The organism is Hypericibacter adhaerens (assembly GCF_008728835.1).
In the GTDB taxonomy this organism is placed as follows: Bacteria; Pseudomonadota; Alphaproteobacteria; order Dongiales; family Dongiaceae; genus Hypericibacter; species Hypericibacter adhaerens.
The window spans coordinates 1,388,950-1,404,236 of record NZ_CP042582.1 but is presented as its reverse complement, the minus strand read 5'-3'; the positions used below and the strand labels follow the sequence as shown (position 1 = coordinate 1,404,236).

Below are 15,287 nucleotides of genomic sequence, written 5' to 3'. Positions count from 1 at the left end.
GTGGGGAGAGGATTTTCCTCAATACACGACCACCGTCCGGATCGACTTGCCCGCATGCATGAGGTCGAAGCCCTCGTTGATGCGCTCGAGCGGCAGCGTGTGGGTGATGAGGTCGTCGATATTGATCTTCTTGTCCATGTACCAGTCGACGATCTTCGGCACGTCGGTCCGGCCCTTGGCGCCGCCGAAGGCCGTGCCTTTCCAGACGCGGCCGGTGACGAGCTGGAACGGCCGGGTCGAGATCTCCTGGCCGGCGCCGGCGACGCCGATGATGATGCTGACACCCCAGCCCTTGTGGCAGCATTCGAGCGCCTGGCGCATGAGCTGGACATTGCCGACGCATTCGAAGCTGTAGTCGGCGCCGCCCTTGGTGAGCTCGACCAGATGGGGCACGACGTCGCCCTTGATCTCCTTCGGGTTGACGAAGTGGGTCATGCCGAACTTCTCGGCCAGCGCCTTGCGGCCGGGGTTGATGTCGACGCCCACGATCATGTTGGCGCCCACCATCCGGGCGCCCTGGATGACGTTGAGGCCAATGCCGCCCAGCCCGAACACCACGACGTTGGCGCCGGGCTCGACGCGCGCCGTGTTGATCACGGCGCCCAGCCCGGTCGTCACGCCGCAGCCGATATAGCAGACCTTGTCGAAGGGCGCGTCGGGCCGGATCTTCGCCACCGCGATCTCGGGCAGCACGGTGAAATTGGCGAAGGTCGAGCAGCCCATATAGTGATGGACCATGCTGCTGCCGATGCGGAAGCGGCTGGTGCCGTCCGGCATCAGGCCCTTGCCCTGGGTGGCGCGGATTGCCTGGCAGAGATTGGTCTTGCCGCTGAGGCAGTATTCGCAATTGCGGCATTCCGGCGTGTAGAGCGGGATGACGTGATCGCCCTTCTTGAGGCTGGTCACGCCGGGACCGACATCGACCACGATGCCCGCCCCTTCATGGCCCAGGATCGCCGGGAACAGGCCCTCGGGATCGGCACCGGACAGCGTGAACTCGTCGGTATGGCAGATGCCCGTGGCCTTGATCTCGATCAGCACCTCGCCGGCCTTGGGCCCGTCGAGCTCGACGGTCTCGATCGAGAGCGGCGCTCCGGCCTTGTGAGCGACGGCGGCACGAACTTTCATGGGATCCAACCTCTTCTTGCGATGTCACGAATGCGAAGGAGCGCCGCCGGGCGCACGTCCCCGATGACGTGGGCCCGGCGGGAAAGGCAGCCCCGTCGATCAGCCTATTTCAGCGCGCCCGACGCCTTGGCGATATGGGTCGCGATGAAATCCATCAGGGGCGGCGACAGGCAGTCATAGGGCTCGAGCTTGAGCTCCCGCAGCCGCGCGCGCACCGCGCCCATGCCTTCCGGCTTGTAGCCGGATTCGATGATGGAGGAAACGAAGGCGGCGAACTCGGGCGGCGACCAGCCCTCGTCCTTCGACAGCTCGGTATGGACGAAATCGAGCCCGTAGAAGGGATGCTCCTTCTTCTCGATGCGGCCGAACATATGGACGCCGCATTCCTTGCAGGCATGGCGCTGGATCGTGGCGCTGGGATCGACGATCTTCAGCTTGTTCTCGTTCTTGGTCACCTTGACCTTGTCGCGCCCGACCACGGCGATCACGGCGAAGGTGGCACCCGCCGGCTTCCAGCATTTGGTGCAGCCGCAGGCATGGTTGTGCGCGGTCTGCGCGGAGATCTTCACCTCGACCGGATTGGTCGTGCATTTGCAGGTCAGCGTGCCGCCGGCAAAATCCTTCTTGGCCGGCTTGAAGCCGTTATCCACCGCGGGGTGGATCGAGACTTTCGCCATATCAGGGTCCTTTCCACTGTCTGTGCGCTTGGGCTGGCCTCGTTTTTCTTGCGCTGGCGCCCTCGGCCGAGGGATCTGGCTCGGCTTCCCAATCGGCAATCCAGCGTCAGGATCTCGTTCTGGCCGGGGCGGAGTATTGCACAGAGAGAAGCGGGTTTTGAGCCCGGGCGTTATAGCCAGATGGGAAGGCCGCCAAGTCGGCGGAATCCCGGCAACAAGAATGTTATAACGTATCAATTCTTGGCGTTCGCCGCGCTCAGATCGTCGGGTCGGCGATGGTGATGCGATGCATCTCGCGCCGGTGGCCGTGATAGTCGTTGAGCGGCCGGTGCTGGGTGCAGCGATTGTCCCAGAAGGTCACGGTGCCGGGCGCCCAGCGCAGCCGCGTGATGAATTCGGGCTCGATCGCGTGCCGAAAGAGGAACTCGAGGAGCGGCCGGCTCTCCTCCACCGTCATGCCGCTGAAGCGCGTCGTGTAGGTCCGGTTGACGAAGAGCGATTTCCGTCCCGTCTCCGGATGGACGCGGATGACGGGATGCTCGGTGCCCATGGTGATGAAGCCGCCCGGCTCGCCGTTCGCGTCCGGCCCGGCATTCTCCGCGCGCACCTCGCTCTCATGCACGGCCGTCAGGCGCTCCAGCAGCGTCTTCATGCCGTCGGAGAGAGCCTCGTAAGCGAGATACATGTTGGCGAAGAGCGTGTCGCCGCCCTCGGGCGGCGTCTCGATGGCGTGGAGCATCGAGCCGAGCACCGGCTTCTCCAGGAAGGTGACGTCCGCATGCCAGAGCTCGCCGAAGACCTTGCGGTCCTCCTTCTCCTTCACGACGCGCAGGACCTCCGGATGGCCGGGCAAGGCGCGGGCCGCCGTGTAGGCGAAGGTATGGAGCGGTCCGAAGCGCCGCGCGAAATCCGCCTGCTGCCCGGGCGTCAGGCGCTGGTCGCGGAAGACGACGAGCAGATGCTCGAGCAATGCCGAGCGGATCTCCGCGATCGTCCGGTCATCGAGGGGTGCTGCCAGATCGATGCCGGCGATTTCGGCGCCCAGCGCGCCCGTCAGAGGTCTCACATCCATGATCTCGATCCCATGCCGGCGCTGCAGCCGCTGTCCCTCGGGCTCGTTCCTCAAACCGATGGGCATTGACTCACCTCAATGACCGCCGGCGAGCGCCCGCTAAATTGAGCCTGCGCCGATGATGATGATACGCGCGAGCGCTTCACAAGTCTGTCACATCTTCGTCACTCCCCCTCACTAGCGTCGGAACATGACAGAGAAATCGAAGATCGCCGAGGTCCTGGACGAGCGCAGCCTGCTCCTGCCGGAGCTGATCGATCGCGCGCTCGCCGCCAACGCGCGGGTCAAGTTCGCCTTCACCTGGCTGCAGGCGGCGCGCGCCCAGGCCGAGGCGCCGGGGACGACGCCTCCCGATCTTGGCGCCGAGCGCCGCGCCGCCGGCGTGGGCGATGCCAGCCTCGACAGCGCGCTGGGCGCCTCGCATCGCAACGGGGAGAGCTATGTGATCCCCGGCGCGAAGAAGCTTCTGGGCGCTGTCGTCGAGGATCTGGATGCGATGCTGGCGCCCGTCGCCGCCGCCGGCCAGGCCGCGATCTTCGAGCCCCGGCGCACCCGGCTGGGCCACCTGCCCGATCTGGCCGGCGACCGCGTGCCGCTGGATTTCATTTCGGCCGCGACGCGGGCCCGGCGCGATGCCGGCGATTCCCTGCATCTGCTGGTGATGGACCTGCACAAGGCCATCAACGGGCTGCAGGCCGGCCTTGCGGAGGAGACGCTCGACGGCGCCCGGGTCTATCGCCTCGCGGCCGAGGACCGGCCGCTGATCCAGGCCTTCATGCGCGGCCTCAACCGCACGGCGCCGCTCAAGTTCGACCATCCCGGGCTCGGTACCACCGCGACGCGGACGGGGTCGCGGCTCGTGATCCAGAACGACATCGGGACGACCGATTCCCACGTTCTCATCGTCCATGTCGAAGGGCTCCGGTTGTCGGTCACCTATACCGACGTCCATTCCCGCCGCCTGCGCTTCTTCCAGGAGCGGCTGCACGATTTCGCGATGAACTGGACCGAGACGCGGGCCCGCCATGTCGCCGGCCTCGAGGAGGACGAGTTCTACCACGCGACCGGCAGCTTCGACGCGCCCAACCAGACCTCGCTCGCGGCCTGCCTGGCGCAGATCGGCGCCAGCCTGGTGTTCCTCATCGACTGGAACCGGGCGCGCAAGCGGCTGCGCGCGATCCTGCCCAAGGCGGTCGCCACCGACCTGCTGCGCTGGGCCGCCGAGGAAGAGGTCGGCCACCGCGGGTTCCTGGTCGCGGGCGGCGAGAAGCTGGTGTTCCAGGCGCTCGACACCGTGCGCAAGGGTGTCGCGCCCTTCGGCATGCCGCTGGTCGAGCTGATCGGCCAGGAGCAGGCGATCGAGTTCATGCGCGTCGTGCTGCGCGCGACCAGCGAGGGCCTGCGCGCGAAGCGCAGCGAGGCCGCCATCTTCGAGGAGATCCGTGCCGACCTTCTGGTGCGGCTCGAAGGCACCAGCGACCGGCTGCTCGACCTCGTGCTCGATCATGCGGCCCTCACCCTCGATATCGGCGAGCTCGTGCGCGAGACGCTGATGCGGGCCAGCGCCGGCGAAGGCCAGAGCCTGCGCGAGCAGCGGGCCAAACGCGCCAAGCGCTGGGAAAGCGACGCCGACCGGATCCTGGTGCGGGTGCGCGGGCTGATCGATCCGCGTGGGGTCCCCCCGGCCTGGCGCGGCGTCCTGGAATCGGCGGACGACGCGGCCGACGCGCTCGAGGAGGCCCTGTTCCACCTGGCCCTGCTGCCCGATGCACGCGGCACCACGGAATTCGACGCCCCGGGCGAGCTCGATCCGCTCGAGCGGCTGGCCGCCCTGGTCGCGGGCGGCGTGCAGAGCTATGTGCGCGTCCTCGCCGCGGCCCGCCGGGTCCATCGCGGCTCCAGCCACGAGGAAGTGCGCGATTTCCTGGCGGCACTCGAGAGCGTGCGGGAGATGGAGCATGCGACCGACGAGGTCGAGCGCGAGGTCGTGGCCGGCCTGATGCGCGGACAGAGCGACGCCAAGCGCCTGTTCCTGCTGGCGGCGGTCGCCGAACAGCTCGAGCAGGCGGCCGACGGCCTGCTCCATGCGAGCCTCATGGCCGGCGACCATGTGCTGGGCGAACGGTTGAGCGGCTAGATGTGGAGCCTCAACAGGTTGTTCCGGGCCAAGGGGAGTCTGCTGATGGGCGACTTTGAACCGATACTGCCATGAGGTCGATGCCAATTGTAGCGGTGTATCCAGTTGGGCAGTTCGGCGGCGCGCTGGCGTGAGGTGTTGTAGGCGCGGGCGTAGGCCCATTCGCGCAAGGCGGTCTGGATGAAGCGCTCGGCCTTTCCGTTGGTCTTGGGTGTATAGGGCTTGGTGCGGATGTGCTTGAGACCTAGCCGTTTGCAGGTTCTGCGGAAGGCGAAGGCTTTGTAGCAGGAGCCGTTGTCGGTCATGACGCGCTCGACCTTGACGCCGAGGCTTGCGTAGTAGGCGACAGCGGCTTTGAGGAAGGCGATCGCACAGCCTTGGCGCTCGTTCTTCATCACCTTGGAGAAGGCGATGCGCGAGGCGTCGTCGATGGCGACATGGACGAACTCCCAGCCGATGCCGCGGGCGTTGCTCTGGCCTCGGCGGTCGCCTGTGATGCGATGACCTACGCGATTGAACTTGCCCAGCTTCTTGATGTCGATGTGGATCAGTTCGCCGGGGTTGTCGCGCTCGTAGCGGCGGACCTCGACCGGCTCAAGGGCACGGAATTTGTTCAACCCGAGCCGCTTCAGAACACGGCTCACCGTGGCCGGTGAGACCCCAAGCTCGGCGGCGATCGCTTTGCCCGTCAGCCGGTCCCGCCGCAGCGCCGCGATACGCTCAACGATCGCCTGCGGCGTAGGCCGGTAGAGCCGGTGAGGACGTGAGCTGCGATCCTGCAAACCCGCAACTCCTTCCGTCCGAAAGCGCTTCACCCACTTGCGCACCGTGCGCGGGCAGACGCCTACGGCTTCGCTCACGGCCTTCGGCGTCTGCCCGCTCGCAACCAGGCCAACCATCCACTCTCGACCGCGCGCCGTCAGACGGGCATTCTTATGGACGTTCATCCGGTCCCTCTCCTTGGAAAAACTGAGGCTTCGACAACCGTCAGCTTCTCCCGGCAGGGGCCGGATGGACAACCTGTTGAAAGCTCACAGCTAGAGCATTTTCCGGCGAAGGGGAGACCGGTTCGCCGTAGGAAATGCGACCAAACAAAGGAATCCAGGACGTCTCCCGATTCAACGTGATCGGGAAACGCCCTAGGCGGCAGGAACGCCCGGCAAGACGCGACGACAGAGGATCCGCTGACGATGTCCGACAAGAACGAAGCCCGCCTGTTCTCGATCGACCGCGACACCGCGGCCCCGGCGGACACGCTGCTGCCGGCCGTGGGCAACAAGGCCTTCAACCTCATGCGCCTCGCGGCTTTGGGCCTGCCGGTCCCGCCCGGCTTCGTGCTCTCGACCGATTTCTGCCGCGAGTTCGCGGCCGCCGGCCATCGCTTGGCCGCCAGGCTGCCGGAGCTGCTGGCGAAGGAGATCCGGCGCGTCGAGCGCGCCTCGGGCCTGCTGTTCGGCGACAAATACCGCCCGCTGCTGGTGTCGGTGCGCTCGGGTGCCGCCGCCTCGATGCCGGGCATGATGGACACGCTGCTCAATATCGGCCTCTCCGACCGGACCCTGCCCGGCTTCGTCGCGCTCACCGGCAATCCGCGCCTCGCCTGGGACTGCTATCGCCGCCTGATCCAGTCCTTCGCCGAGACCGTGCATGGCGTGGCGGCGGCGCCCTTCGATGCCGCCGTCGCCGAGGCGCTCGGCCGTGCCGATGCCGCGGCCCTGCCCGAGCTCGACACGCTGTCGCTGCGCGAGCTGGTGCGCGCCCTGCTCGAGGTCTATGCCGACGAGGTCGGCGAGCCCTTCCCGCAAGATCCCGCCGAGCAGCTCGAGGCCGCGACCGAGGCGGTGTTCCGCTCCTGGGAGAGCCCGCGCGCTATCGAGTATCGCCGCCTCAACGGGCTCGACGGGCTGGCCGGCACCGCGGTCACGATCCAGCGCATGGTCTTCGGCAATGCCGGCGGCCAGTCCGGCGCCGGGGTCGGCTTCACCCGCGATCCCGCGTCGGGCGAGAAGAAGCTCTATCTGGATTTCGCCGCCAACGCGCAGGGCGAGGATGTCGTCTCGGGGCGCTGCGGCCTGACCCGGGCCGACGGGCTCGAGCGGCTGATGCCCGATCTCTATGGCGAGCTCCGCGAGGTCACGCAGAAGCTCGAATCCGCCTTCCTCGATGTGCAGGATTTCGAGTTCACGATCGAGGAAGGCAAGCTGTTCCTGCTGCAGACGCGCCGGGCGAAGCGCACGCCCTGGGCGGCGCTGCGCATCGCCGTCGACCTGGCCGAGGAAGGGCTGGTCACGCGCGAGGCGGCGCTGGCCCAGCTCGCCTCGGTCGATCTCGACAAGCTCGCGCGCCGGCATGTGCATGCCGGGCAGCCGCCGCTCGCCCGCGGCGTGCCCGCCAGCCTGGGGGCCGCCTCCGGCCCGATCGCCTTGTCGAACGAGGCGGCGGAGCTGTTTGCCAAGGAAGGCAAGCCGCCGATCCTGGTCCGCGAGGATACCGTCACCGCCGACATCGCCGGCATGGCGGTCGCGGCCGGCATCCTGACCGCCCGCGGCGGCCGCACCTCCCATGCCTCGGTCGTGGCGCGCCAGCTGAACAAGGTCTGCCTGGTCGGCTGCGAGGCCCTCGCAGTCGCGGCCGACGGGCGGAGCTGCCGGATCGGCGGCGAGCGGCTGCAGGAAGGCGATATCGTCACGCTCGACGGCGAAGGCGGCGGCGTCTACCGGGCCGAGGTCGCCGTGAGCGAGGAGCGCCCCCTGGCCGAGCTGGCCAAGGTCGCGGCCTGGCGCGCGGCCAAAGCCGCGCATCACGAGACTCTGCCCGTGACGGTCGACGAGCATCATCGCGCCCTCGCGCCCAGCGCCCTGCTCCATCTCGACCGGTCCGCCTAGGACGAGGCCCGATCAGCCCGTCGCTGTCGCGGCGGCCTCGCGGAATGCCGCTCGATAGGCCTCGACGGTCTCGACCACGTTCCACCCGAACACGGCCACGAAATCGTCCGCGGCGGCAATCTTGGCGACGATACGTGCGGCCTCGGCCGGCGATCGCGCGGTCGAGACGAGACCTTCCGGGACGCCCGCGGCGGCAAGCCCGCGTGCCAGGCGGTCGGCGATCTCGCCCGGCGGCTTGCCCCGGCGAAAATTGTCGTGCTCGCAGCAGACATAGCGATCGAAACGGCCGGCCACGACCGCGGCGCATTCCCCGAAATGCGAATCCGGCCGGTTGCCGGGCGCGGTCAGGACGCAGATACGCCGGCCCTGCGGAGCCGCCGCCTCGATCACGGGCATCATCGCGGTCAAGGAGGCCGGATCCGTGGCCCGGTCGAACAGGATGCGGACAGGCAGCCCCTCGACGAAATTGGTCCGCCCCCTGGAAGAGGCGACCGTGATCTCGTATCGCGCCAGCCCCTCGCGGATATGGTGCGGCGCCACGCCCAGGCCGAGGGCGAGGCCGGCCGCCGCCATCGCGTTGGCGACGTTCGGCCGGATGAGCCCGCCCCGGCTCGCCGGGAAATCTTCGGCTCCGATCAGCGGCACCGCCGCGCCTTGCGCATCGACATGGACGATGGTTTCCCGGCCTTCGACGGCGCGGATCACGATGGCTTCGCCGCCGCTTCCGAGATGCGCCCGGACCTCCGGCGAATCCGGTTCGAGGGAGAACAGGATGGTCCTGAGCCGGACGCGGCAATCCCGCGCCATCGCCGCCGTTCGCGGATCGTCGGCGCCGAGCACCACGGCCTTGCGCGCCGCGTCGAGGACCTTGCTCTTGAGCGCCGCCATCTCGTCCAGCGTCTCGACGCCATGCATTCCGATCTGCTCGCGCCCAACATTGAGGAGGGCCGCCACGTCGCAGCGGTCGAGATACATGCCGTCCTGCAGCAGGCCGCCGCGCGCCGTCTCCAGCACGGCGGCGGTCACGGTCGGATCCTGCATCACGATCGAGGCGCCGTGGGCCTCCGCATGGTCGCCCGCCAGGACCAGCTCGCCGTCGATGGTGACCCCTTCCGTCGTCGCGTTGCCGACCGCGTGGCCGGCGGCCTCGAGGATGCGGCTCAGCATCAGGGTCGTCGTCGTCTTGCCCTTGGTGCCGGTGATCATCGCGGTCGGGATGCGACCCTCGTCGCCGGGAGGATAGACCGTCTCCAGGACGAGCCCCGGCACATCCAGATTGGGGTTGGCCTCGGTGTGAGGATGCATCCCGATCGAGGTGTTGATCTCGCAGATGCCGCCGCCGACCTCGCGCCAGGACCGGCCGATATCGGGACAGATGAAGTCCACGCCGGCGACCATCAGCCCCAGGGCTTTCGCGGCCCGGATCGCGGCGCGCAGATTGTCGGGGTGAACGCGTTCGGTGACATCGAGGCTCGTGCCGCCGGTGGAGATGTTGGCATTGGCCCTGAGCTGCACGCGGCGGCCGGGCTCGGGAACGCTGTCGCGGGTCTGGCCTTGCTGGACCAGGATGCGGTCGGCCTCCGCGTCGAGCGGGAGCAGCTCCAACGGTCCGAAGATGCGCCGGGGATTCCGGTTCTCGATCGCCGCCAGCTCGGCGACGCTGTGCCGGCCGTCGCCCACGACCGAGGCCGGAATCCGCTGGGCGGCCGCGACCAGCCTGCCCTTGATGATGAGCAGGCGATGATCTTCGCCCGGCAGGAAGGTCTGCAGCATGAAGGGCTCGCGGCCCAGCGACACCCGCTTCAGCACCGCCTGCAAATCCTCGGCATTCCGCAGGCCGGAAAACACGGCCCGCCCCTTGTCGCCCAATACCGGCTTCAGCACGACCGGATAGCCCAGCCTCTCGGCGACCTTCAGCGCCGAGGCCGCATCCCGGACGGGCGCGAATTGCCCGACCGGCAGCTGCAGCTGCGCCAGGATCCCGAGCGTCAGCAGCTTGTGCTGGGCGAGCTCCCGGCCGAGCCCGGATTCCGGCGTCAGGGCGCTGCTCGTCATCCGGTTCTGGCGCACGCCCTGGCCGAGCTGGACAAAGTTGGACCCCGCCGCCGTCCGGGACCAGGGAATCCCATGCCGCTCGACCGCCTCGACCATCTGGTGCGTGGCCACGCTCAGGCGCCGCTGCCTGATGCGCTGGATATGGCCCATCAGCTCGGCCTCGACCGCATCGCCGTCGGCCGGCGATTGGATGATCCGGTCGGCGAGCTGCACGGCCATGGGGAAGCAGGCTTCCGCCAGGAAGGGATCGCGGCAGGCGAAGAAGACGATCGCCGTCTTCTTCACCGGATTGCGCGAACCGACGCCCCAGAGCGGCGGCGAGATATCCCCGATCCGCTGGAGCTGCTGGGCGATCCTCGCCACGAACTCGGCCGCGTCCGATGCATCCCGCTCATCGGCCGCACCGGCAAGCCGCTCCCGCAGCAGGGCCCGGACCGGCGCCGAAAGACCCGCCGTCGTCCAGCCGAAGGCGTCGCCCAGCTCCAGGTTCCCCGCCATGACGGGGATCGGCGCATGGATATTGCGCCAGAGGAAACGCCGCCTGCCCTTGAGCCTGATCAATGAACCCCGCGCCCCGCCTGATCCGACCGGCCGGTCGAGCCGTCATTCCTAGCATGGGGGGCGGGCTGCCGGCCAATGGAGTGCCCTGCCGGCGAGCGCGAGGCGGGAGCGGCGGCCTCCCGGCCTCGCGCCGCCGTCCCGTTCGTTCAGGCGAGGCGCCAGATGGCCACCGGCGGCTCGGCCTTGACCGGGGAGACGACGTTGTCGAGCTCGAGGGCCGCGCGGGGCAGCGAGAAGCGCTCCTGCATCCGCGCGTCGTTCTCGGTCAGCTCGCGCATCAGGCAGCAATATTCGAGCTGCAGCCCGTTGGGGTCCTTGAAATAGATCGAGCGAGCCCAGCCGTGATCCATGACCTCCGACACCTCGACGCCCTTGGCGCGCAGCTCCTCGCGCTTCTCGGCCAGCGCCGCGGCCGAGCCGGCCTCGAAGGCGAAATGATAGAAGGCGGCCGGCACGCCGAGCCCGCGATTGATGCCTGCGTCGTATGTCGCGGGCACGCCGGCGATGCCGCGGGACTCCATGAAGGCGATGAGCTGGTCATGCCCGACATCGAAGAAGAGATGGCGGATGCGCCCGCCTTCCTCGATCTTGATGGTGTCGGCGACGACCACCTTGAAGCCCAGGACGCCCTCGTAGAAGGCACGGGTCTTGTCGAGATCCTGGGTCGAAAGGCCGATATGGGAGAGTCCGTGGTGGCTCATCTGGCTCGCTCCTGTGCGTGACGCTCGAGCGCGCAACGGCGTGGCGCCGGGGGCTCGAACGATTTCGGTTCAGCTCGAGGAGGAAGCTAGGCGGCGCGGATGTCGGAACCGCATCGCGCGGCCGGCAAAAAATGCGTCTGTTGTTTCTGCGATCCGCACGGCAGATGAAAAGCCCGTCAGGATTCCAGCCTGGACCGGGCGGGACGGAGCCCGAGGCGTGCATCACCGACGCCGCCGGCTGGCCGGCACGGTTGCCGTCGGAAACGGCCGGCGGTTTGCCGGAAGACCGGGAAGAGGCTGGGTGGTAACCAACTGAGGAAGTTGGTGGGCGCAGCAGGACTCGAACCTGCGACCCGCTGATTAAGAGTCAGCTGCTCTACCAACTGAGCTATGCGCCCAGCCTGCCATCGGGGCCGGCCGCCAGGGCCCGCCCGAGGAACGCGGCGATATAGCAAAGCCACCCCCGCTTGTCGATAGCTTTGCGGGACCGGCCTGGGGATAGAAGCGGCCCGCCAAGCCCCTGGCGGAGCGGCGGATTCCCTTGCTCTGGCTGGACCGCGGGCGGCTGCGCTAAGATGCCGCCTGCCGGGGTTGCCGGCGACGCCGAGGCATCCTCCCGCCGCCGGGCCCCCCGAGCCAACGAGACACAAGAGTGCCGGGACATCGTCCTATTTTGCCACGGGAGACTTTCATGAATCGCCGTTCTGCCCTTTGCGCTGCCTTCGGCGGCGCCTTCGCCCTTGCGCTGGCCCTTGCGGTCCAGCCCGCCGCTGCCGCCGACATGATCGGCAATTGCGAGCTGACCGGCGCCAAGGGCTCGATCCCCCTGAAACCGGCCATCCCCGGCCAGCTCACCGTCGAGGTCAATCTGCCGGCCCCGGGCTGGTGGAACGGCGACACGCCCGAGACCATCAAGGACGGCTACGAATACTGCTTCGCTGCCAACATCGCGCACCGCGCCGGCCTCGATAAGGTCAAGGTCGTGAACGTCGCCTGGGACGCGCTGGTCGCCGGCCAGACCAAGAATTTCGACCTGGCGCTCTCCGAGATCTCGATCACCGAGGAGCGCAAGAAGGTGGTCGATTTCTCCGTCCCCTACTTCTCCTCGGACATCGGCGTGCTGGCGAAGAAGGGTACCAAGGTCGAGGGCATGACGATGAAGACCCTGCGCATCGGCGTGCAGCAGGGCACGACCGGCGCCGACTTCGTCCATGACAAGCTGAAGCCGACCAATCCCGAGAAGGTCTTCCCCGACACGCCCTCGATGTTCACCGCGCTCCAGGCGGGCCAGATCGACGTGGCGATGACCGACACGGCGATCGTGCTGGGCCAGGCCGCCGTCTCCAACGGCATGTTCGTGGTGGTCGGCCAGTATTCGACCGGCGAGACCTATGGCGCGCTCTATCCCAAGGCCTCGCCCAACGGCAAGATCCTCGACCAGATCATCCAGGCCCTGATCGATGACGGCACGCTGAAGGCGCTGTCGGCGAAATATCTCGCCGGCGCCTGGGGCGCCGACCCGGCCACGATCCCCTACTTCAAGCCGTAATCGCCGGCCTTCCGCGATTCGCTCGAAGGTGCCGGAACCCGCCCCCTTGAAGACACTCGCTCCAATCCCCTCCCCCGTCTTCGGGGGAGGGCAGGGAGGGGGATGACTCGGTCTGCGATCTTGTTACGGTGCGAAGGGGCTGATACCGAGCAGCCCCCTCCCCAACCCTCCCCCAAAAGTTGGGGGAGGGGATTTGCCGCTTTCGGCAAATGCGATTGTCCTGCCTCGAGGGGAAGGGGAAGAAGGTGAAGCTGCAATCGCGCTGTTCGCACCTGGGAATCCCGCGATGAGCAGCAGCACCGCGCCGGAGCCGGCCCGGCCGCCCCGGCGGCGGGTCGTTACGCCGCCGAAGGATGCGGTCACGGCGGCGAGCCTGGCGCTCGCGGGCGCGCTCGCCGTGATCGCCGCGACCTGGTGGCTGCGCAGCGTCCTGAGCGGCGTGCTCGTGGATCTCCAGGTCGACGGCGCGCTGGGCGAGACCCTGCTGCTGATCGCCTCGGTCGCCTCGCTCCTGCTGCTGCTGCCGGCCTACCGCGCCTGGCAGGCCGCCCAGCGCGGCCGGACGGCGCGGCTGGCCGCCGACGTCATCACGGCGCGGGTCCAGGGCGCCGCGGCCCGGACCTGGTGCTGGTACACCTTCGGCTATGCGGTGGCGGTGCTGCTGGTGCTCGCCATCGCCCTTTTCATCGTGCTCAACGACGTCGCGGTCGGCCGCACCTTCTTCTTCCTGCCGCTGATCTTCGATTCCTTCTACCTCGTCTTCGACGCCTTCTGGGTCAACGTCTTCATCTTCTGCGTGGCCGAGGTGTTCGTCCTGATCTGGGGCCTCGTGGTCGCGATCGCCCGCCTCATCCCCGGCGAGCCGGGCCGCCCGATCCGCATGATCGCCACCGCCTATATCGACGTGTTTCGCGGCCTGCCGGCGATCATCTCGATCTATCTGGTGGGCTTCGGCCTGCCGCTCACGGGCCTGCCGATCATCCGCGATTTCCCGCTCGAATGGTACGCGATCCTGGCGCTCACCCTCACCTACGGCGCCTATGTCGCCGAGGTCTATCGCGCCGGCATCGAGAGCATCCATCAGAGCCAGACCGCGGCCGCCCGCTCGCTCGGCCTCTCCTACGCCCAGACGCTGCGCTATGTGGTGATCCCGCAGGCCGTGCGCCGCATCATCCCGCCGCTCCTCAACGACTTCATCAGCCTGCAGAAGGACACGGCGCTGGTGAACGTGATCGGCGCCATCGACGCCTTCAACCAGGCGAAGATCGTGGCCAGCAACCATTTCAACCTGTCCTCGGTCACGACGGTCGCCTTCCTCTTCGTCGTGATCACCATCCCCCAGGCCCGCTTCGTCGACCGGCTGATCGAGCGCGATCAGCGGCGCATGCGGGCGGCGGGCTGAGGAGATCGGGAACAGCGCCATGGCCTTCCTCGAGATCCTCAATATCGAGAAGCATTTCGGCCCGCACCCGATCTTCAACGGGCTGACGCTCACGGTCGAGGAGCATCAGGTGGTCTGCCTGATCGGCCCCTCGGGCTGCGGGAAATCCACGCTGCTGCGCTGCATCAACGGGCTGGAGCAGATCCAGGGCGGCGAGATCCGGCTCCATGGCGACCGCGTCACGGGACCGGGCGTCGATGTCAACGCGCTCAGGCGCGATGTCGGCATCGTGTTCCAGAGCTACAACCTCTTCCCGCACATGAGCGTGCTGGAGAACGTGCTGCTGGCGCCGCTCAAGGTGCTGAAGATGGACCGCGCCGAGGCCGAGGCCCGCGCCATGGCCCTCCTGAAGCGTATCGGGCTCGAAGCGAAAGCCAAGGAGTTCCCCGACCGGCTCTCCGGCGGCCAGCAGCAGCGCGTCGCGATCGTGCGCGCGCTCGCCATGGAGCCGATGGTGATGCTGCTCGACGAGATCACCTCGGCGCTCGATCCCGAGCTCGTCTCCGAGGTCCTCAACATCGTGCGCGACCTGGCGAAGGAAGGCATGACCATGCTGCTCGCCACCCACGAGATGGGCTTCGCCCGCGACGTGGCGAGCAAGGTCTGCTTCCTTCACGGCGGCAAGGTCCACGAGGAAGGCCCGCCCGAGCAGATCTTCGGCAACCCGCAGCAGGAACGCACCAGGGCGTTCCTCAAGCGCATCATCGAGGCGGGGCGGCTTTAGCCGGCGTCCCAAACGGGGGCGCGAAGCGACACCACACCGTCATCCCCGCTTTCGAGCGTGTGAAGAAATCGGCGATGCCAAAGAACTCTCTCGCCCCCTCCCGTTGCGGGAGGGGGTAGGGGGAGGGGCGATGCCGTGCGAGGTCCTGGCAAATAAGCGGAGCCTGATCTGCTCGGGCTCGCTCGCTTGGCGCCCTGTCTAGGCCTTCTGCCTCCAGAGCGGTGATTGATCGCAGGGATGCCCCCGGCTGCGTCCGTGGCACCCCTCCCCCTACCCCCTCCCGCAAGGGGAGGGGGCTTGAGTGTTTGCCACGCCCTTGCGTGGTGCTCTCGATTTCTTCACGCGCTCGAAAGCGGG

11 protein-coding genes and 1 tRNA gene are annotated in these 15,287 nt (G+C 67.9%); 5 read left to right on the top strand and 7 right to left on the bottom strand.

Annotated elements, in window-relative coordinates; all coding sequences use genetic code 11:
• Nucleotides 1-18: 18 nt before the first annotated feature.
• The 3 genes from FRZ61_RS06170 to FRZ61_RS06160 all read right to left on the bottom strand — a co-directional run bounded on the left by FRZ61_RS06170 (nucleotide 19) and on the right by FRZ61_RS06160 (nucleotide 2,877).
• Nucleotides 19-1,128 carry an S-(hydroxymethyl)glutathione dehydrogenase/class III alcohol dehydrogenase gene (locus FRZ61_RS06170; protein WP_151115763.1) on the bottom strand — a complete coding sequence of 370 codons (1,110 nt, stop codon included), beginning with the start codon at nucleotides 1,126-1,128 and terminating at the stop codon, nucleotides 19-21.
• 104 nt (nucleotides 1,129-1,232) lie between these two features.
• Nucleotides 1,233-1,805, bottom strand: a complete 573-nt coding sequence (gfa, locus tag FRZ61_RS06165) for an S-(hydroxymethyl)glutathione synthase (protein WP_151115761.1) — start codon at nucleotides 1,803-1,805, stop codon at nucleotides 1,233-1,235.
• A 256-nt stretch (nucleotides 1,806-2,061) separates the two neighbouring features.
• Nucleotides 2,062-2,877 (bottom strand): TauD/TfdA dioxygenase family protein, encoded by an 816-nt coding sequence (locus FRZ61_RS06160; protein WP_151115759.1) that lies wholly within the window; start codon nucleotides 2,875-2,877, stop codon nucleotides 2,062-2,064.
• Nucleotides 2,878-3,067: 190 nt separating this feature from the next.
• On the opposite strand from FRZ61_RS06160, the gene FRZ61_RS06155 reads away from it, so the two are divergent.
• Nucleotides 3,068-5,014, top strand: coding sequence for a hypothetical protein (locus tag FRZ61_RS06155; RefSeq protein ID WP_151115758.1), 1,947 nt, complete (start codon nucleotides 3,068-3,070; stop codon nucleotides 5,012-5,014).
• On the opposite strand, the gene FRZ61_RS06150 is transcribed toward FRZ61_RS06155, so the two are convergent.
• The gene (locus tag FRZ61_RS06150; RefSeq protein WP_151114687.1) at nucleotides 5,011-5,961 is read right to left on the bottom strand and encodes an IS481 family transposase; all 951 of its coding nucleotides are present in this window, start codon (nucleotides 5,959-5,961) and stop codon (nucleotides 5,011-5,013) included. The genes FRZ61_RS06155 and FRZ61_RS06150 overlap by 4 nt on opposite strands.
• A 243-nt stretch (nucleotides 5,962-6,204) precedes the next feature.
• On the opposite strand from FRZ61_RS06150, the gene FRZ61_RS06145 reads away from it, so the two are divergent.
• Complete coding sequence (locus FRZ61_RS06145) at nucleotides 6,205-7,899, top strand: PEP/pyruvate-binding domain-containing protein (protein WP_151115756.1); 1,695 nt, start codon at nucleotides 6,205-6,207, stop codon at nucleotides 7,897-7,899.
• Nucleotides 7,900-7,911: 12 nt separating this feature from the next.
• On the opposite strand, the gene FRZ61_RS06140 is transcribed toward FRZ61_RS06145, so the two are convergent.
• The 3 genes from FRZ61_RS06140 to FRZ61_RS06130 form a co-directional block, all read right to left on the bottom strand.
• On the bottom strand, nucleotides 7,912-10,515 hold the full coding sequence (locus FRZ61_RS06140; RefSeq protein ID WP_151115754.1) for a Mur ligase family protein: 2,604 nt from the start codon (nucleotides 10,513-10,515) through the stop codon (nucleotides 7,912-7,914).
• A 146-nt stretch (nucleotides 10,516-10,661) separates the two neighbouring features.
• On the bottom strand, nucleotides 10,662-11,216 hold the full coding sequence (locus tag FRZ61_RS06135) for a VOC family protein (RefSeq protein ID WP_151115752.1): 555 nt from the start codon (nucleotides 11,214-11,216) through the stop codon (nucleotides 10,662-10,664).
• A gap of 322 nt (nucleotides 11,217-11,538) precedes the next feature.
• Nucleotides 11,539-11,614: transfer RNA gene (locus FRZ61_RS06130), tRNA-Lys, on the bottom strand.
• 293 nt (nucleotides 11,615-11,907) lie between these two features.
• Here FRZ61_RS06130 and FRZ61_RS06125 point away from each other — a divergent pair.
• From FRZ61_RS06125 to FRZ61_RS06115, 3 genes are all read left to right on the top strand, one after another.
• Complete coding sequence (locus tag FRZ61_RS06125) at nucleotides 11,908-12,765, top strand: ABC transporter substrate-binding protein (RefSeq protein WP_191909322.1); 858 nt, start codon at nucleotides 11,908-11,910, stop codon at nucleotides 12,763-12,765.
• Between the two features lie 286 nt (nucleotides 12,766-13,051).
• Entirely contained in the window at nucleotides 13,052-14,167 is a 1,116-nt protein-coding gene (locus FRZ61_RS06120; protein ID WP_151115750.1) for an amino acid ABC transporter permease, read from the top strand.
• A 19-nt stretch (nucleotides 14,168-14,186) separates the two neighbouring features.
• Nucleotides 14,187-14,930, top strand: a complete 744-nt coding sequence (locus tag FRZ61_RS06115) for an amino acid ABC transporter ATP-binding protein (protein ID WP_151115748.1) — start codon at nucleotides 14,187-14,189, stop codon at nucleotides 14,928-14,930.
• The last annotated feature ends 357 nt before the right edge of the window (nucleotides 14,931-15,287 follow it).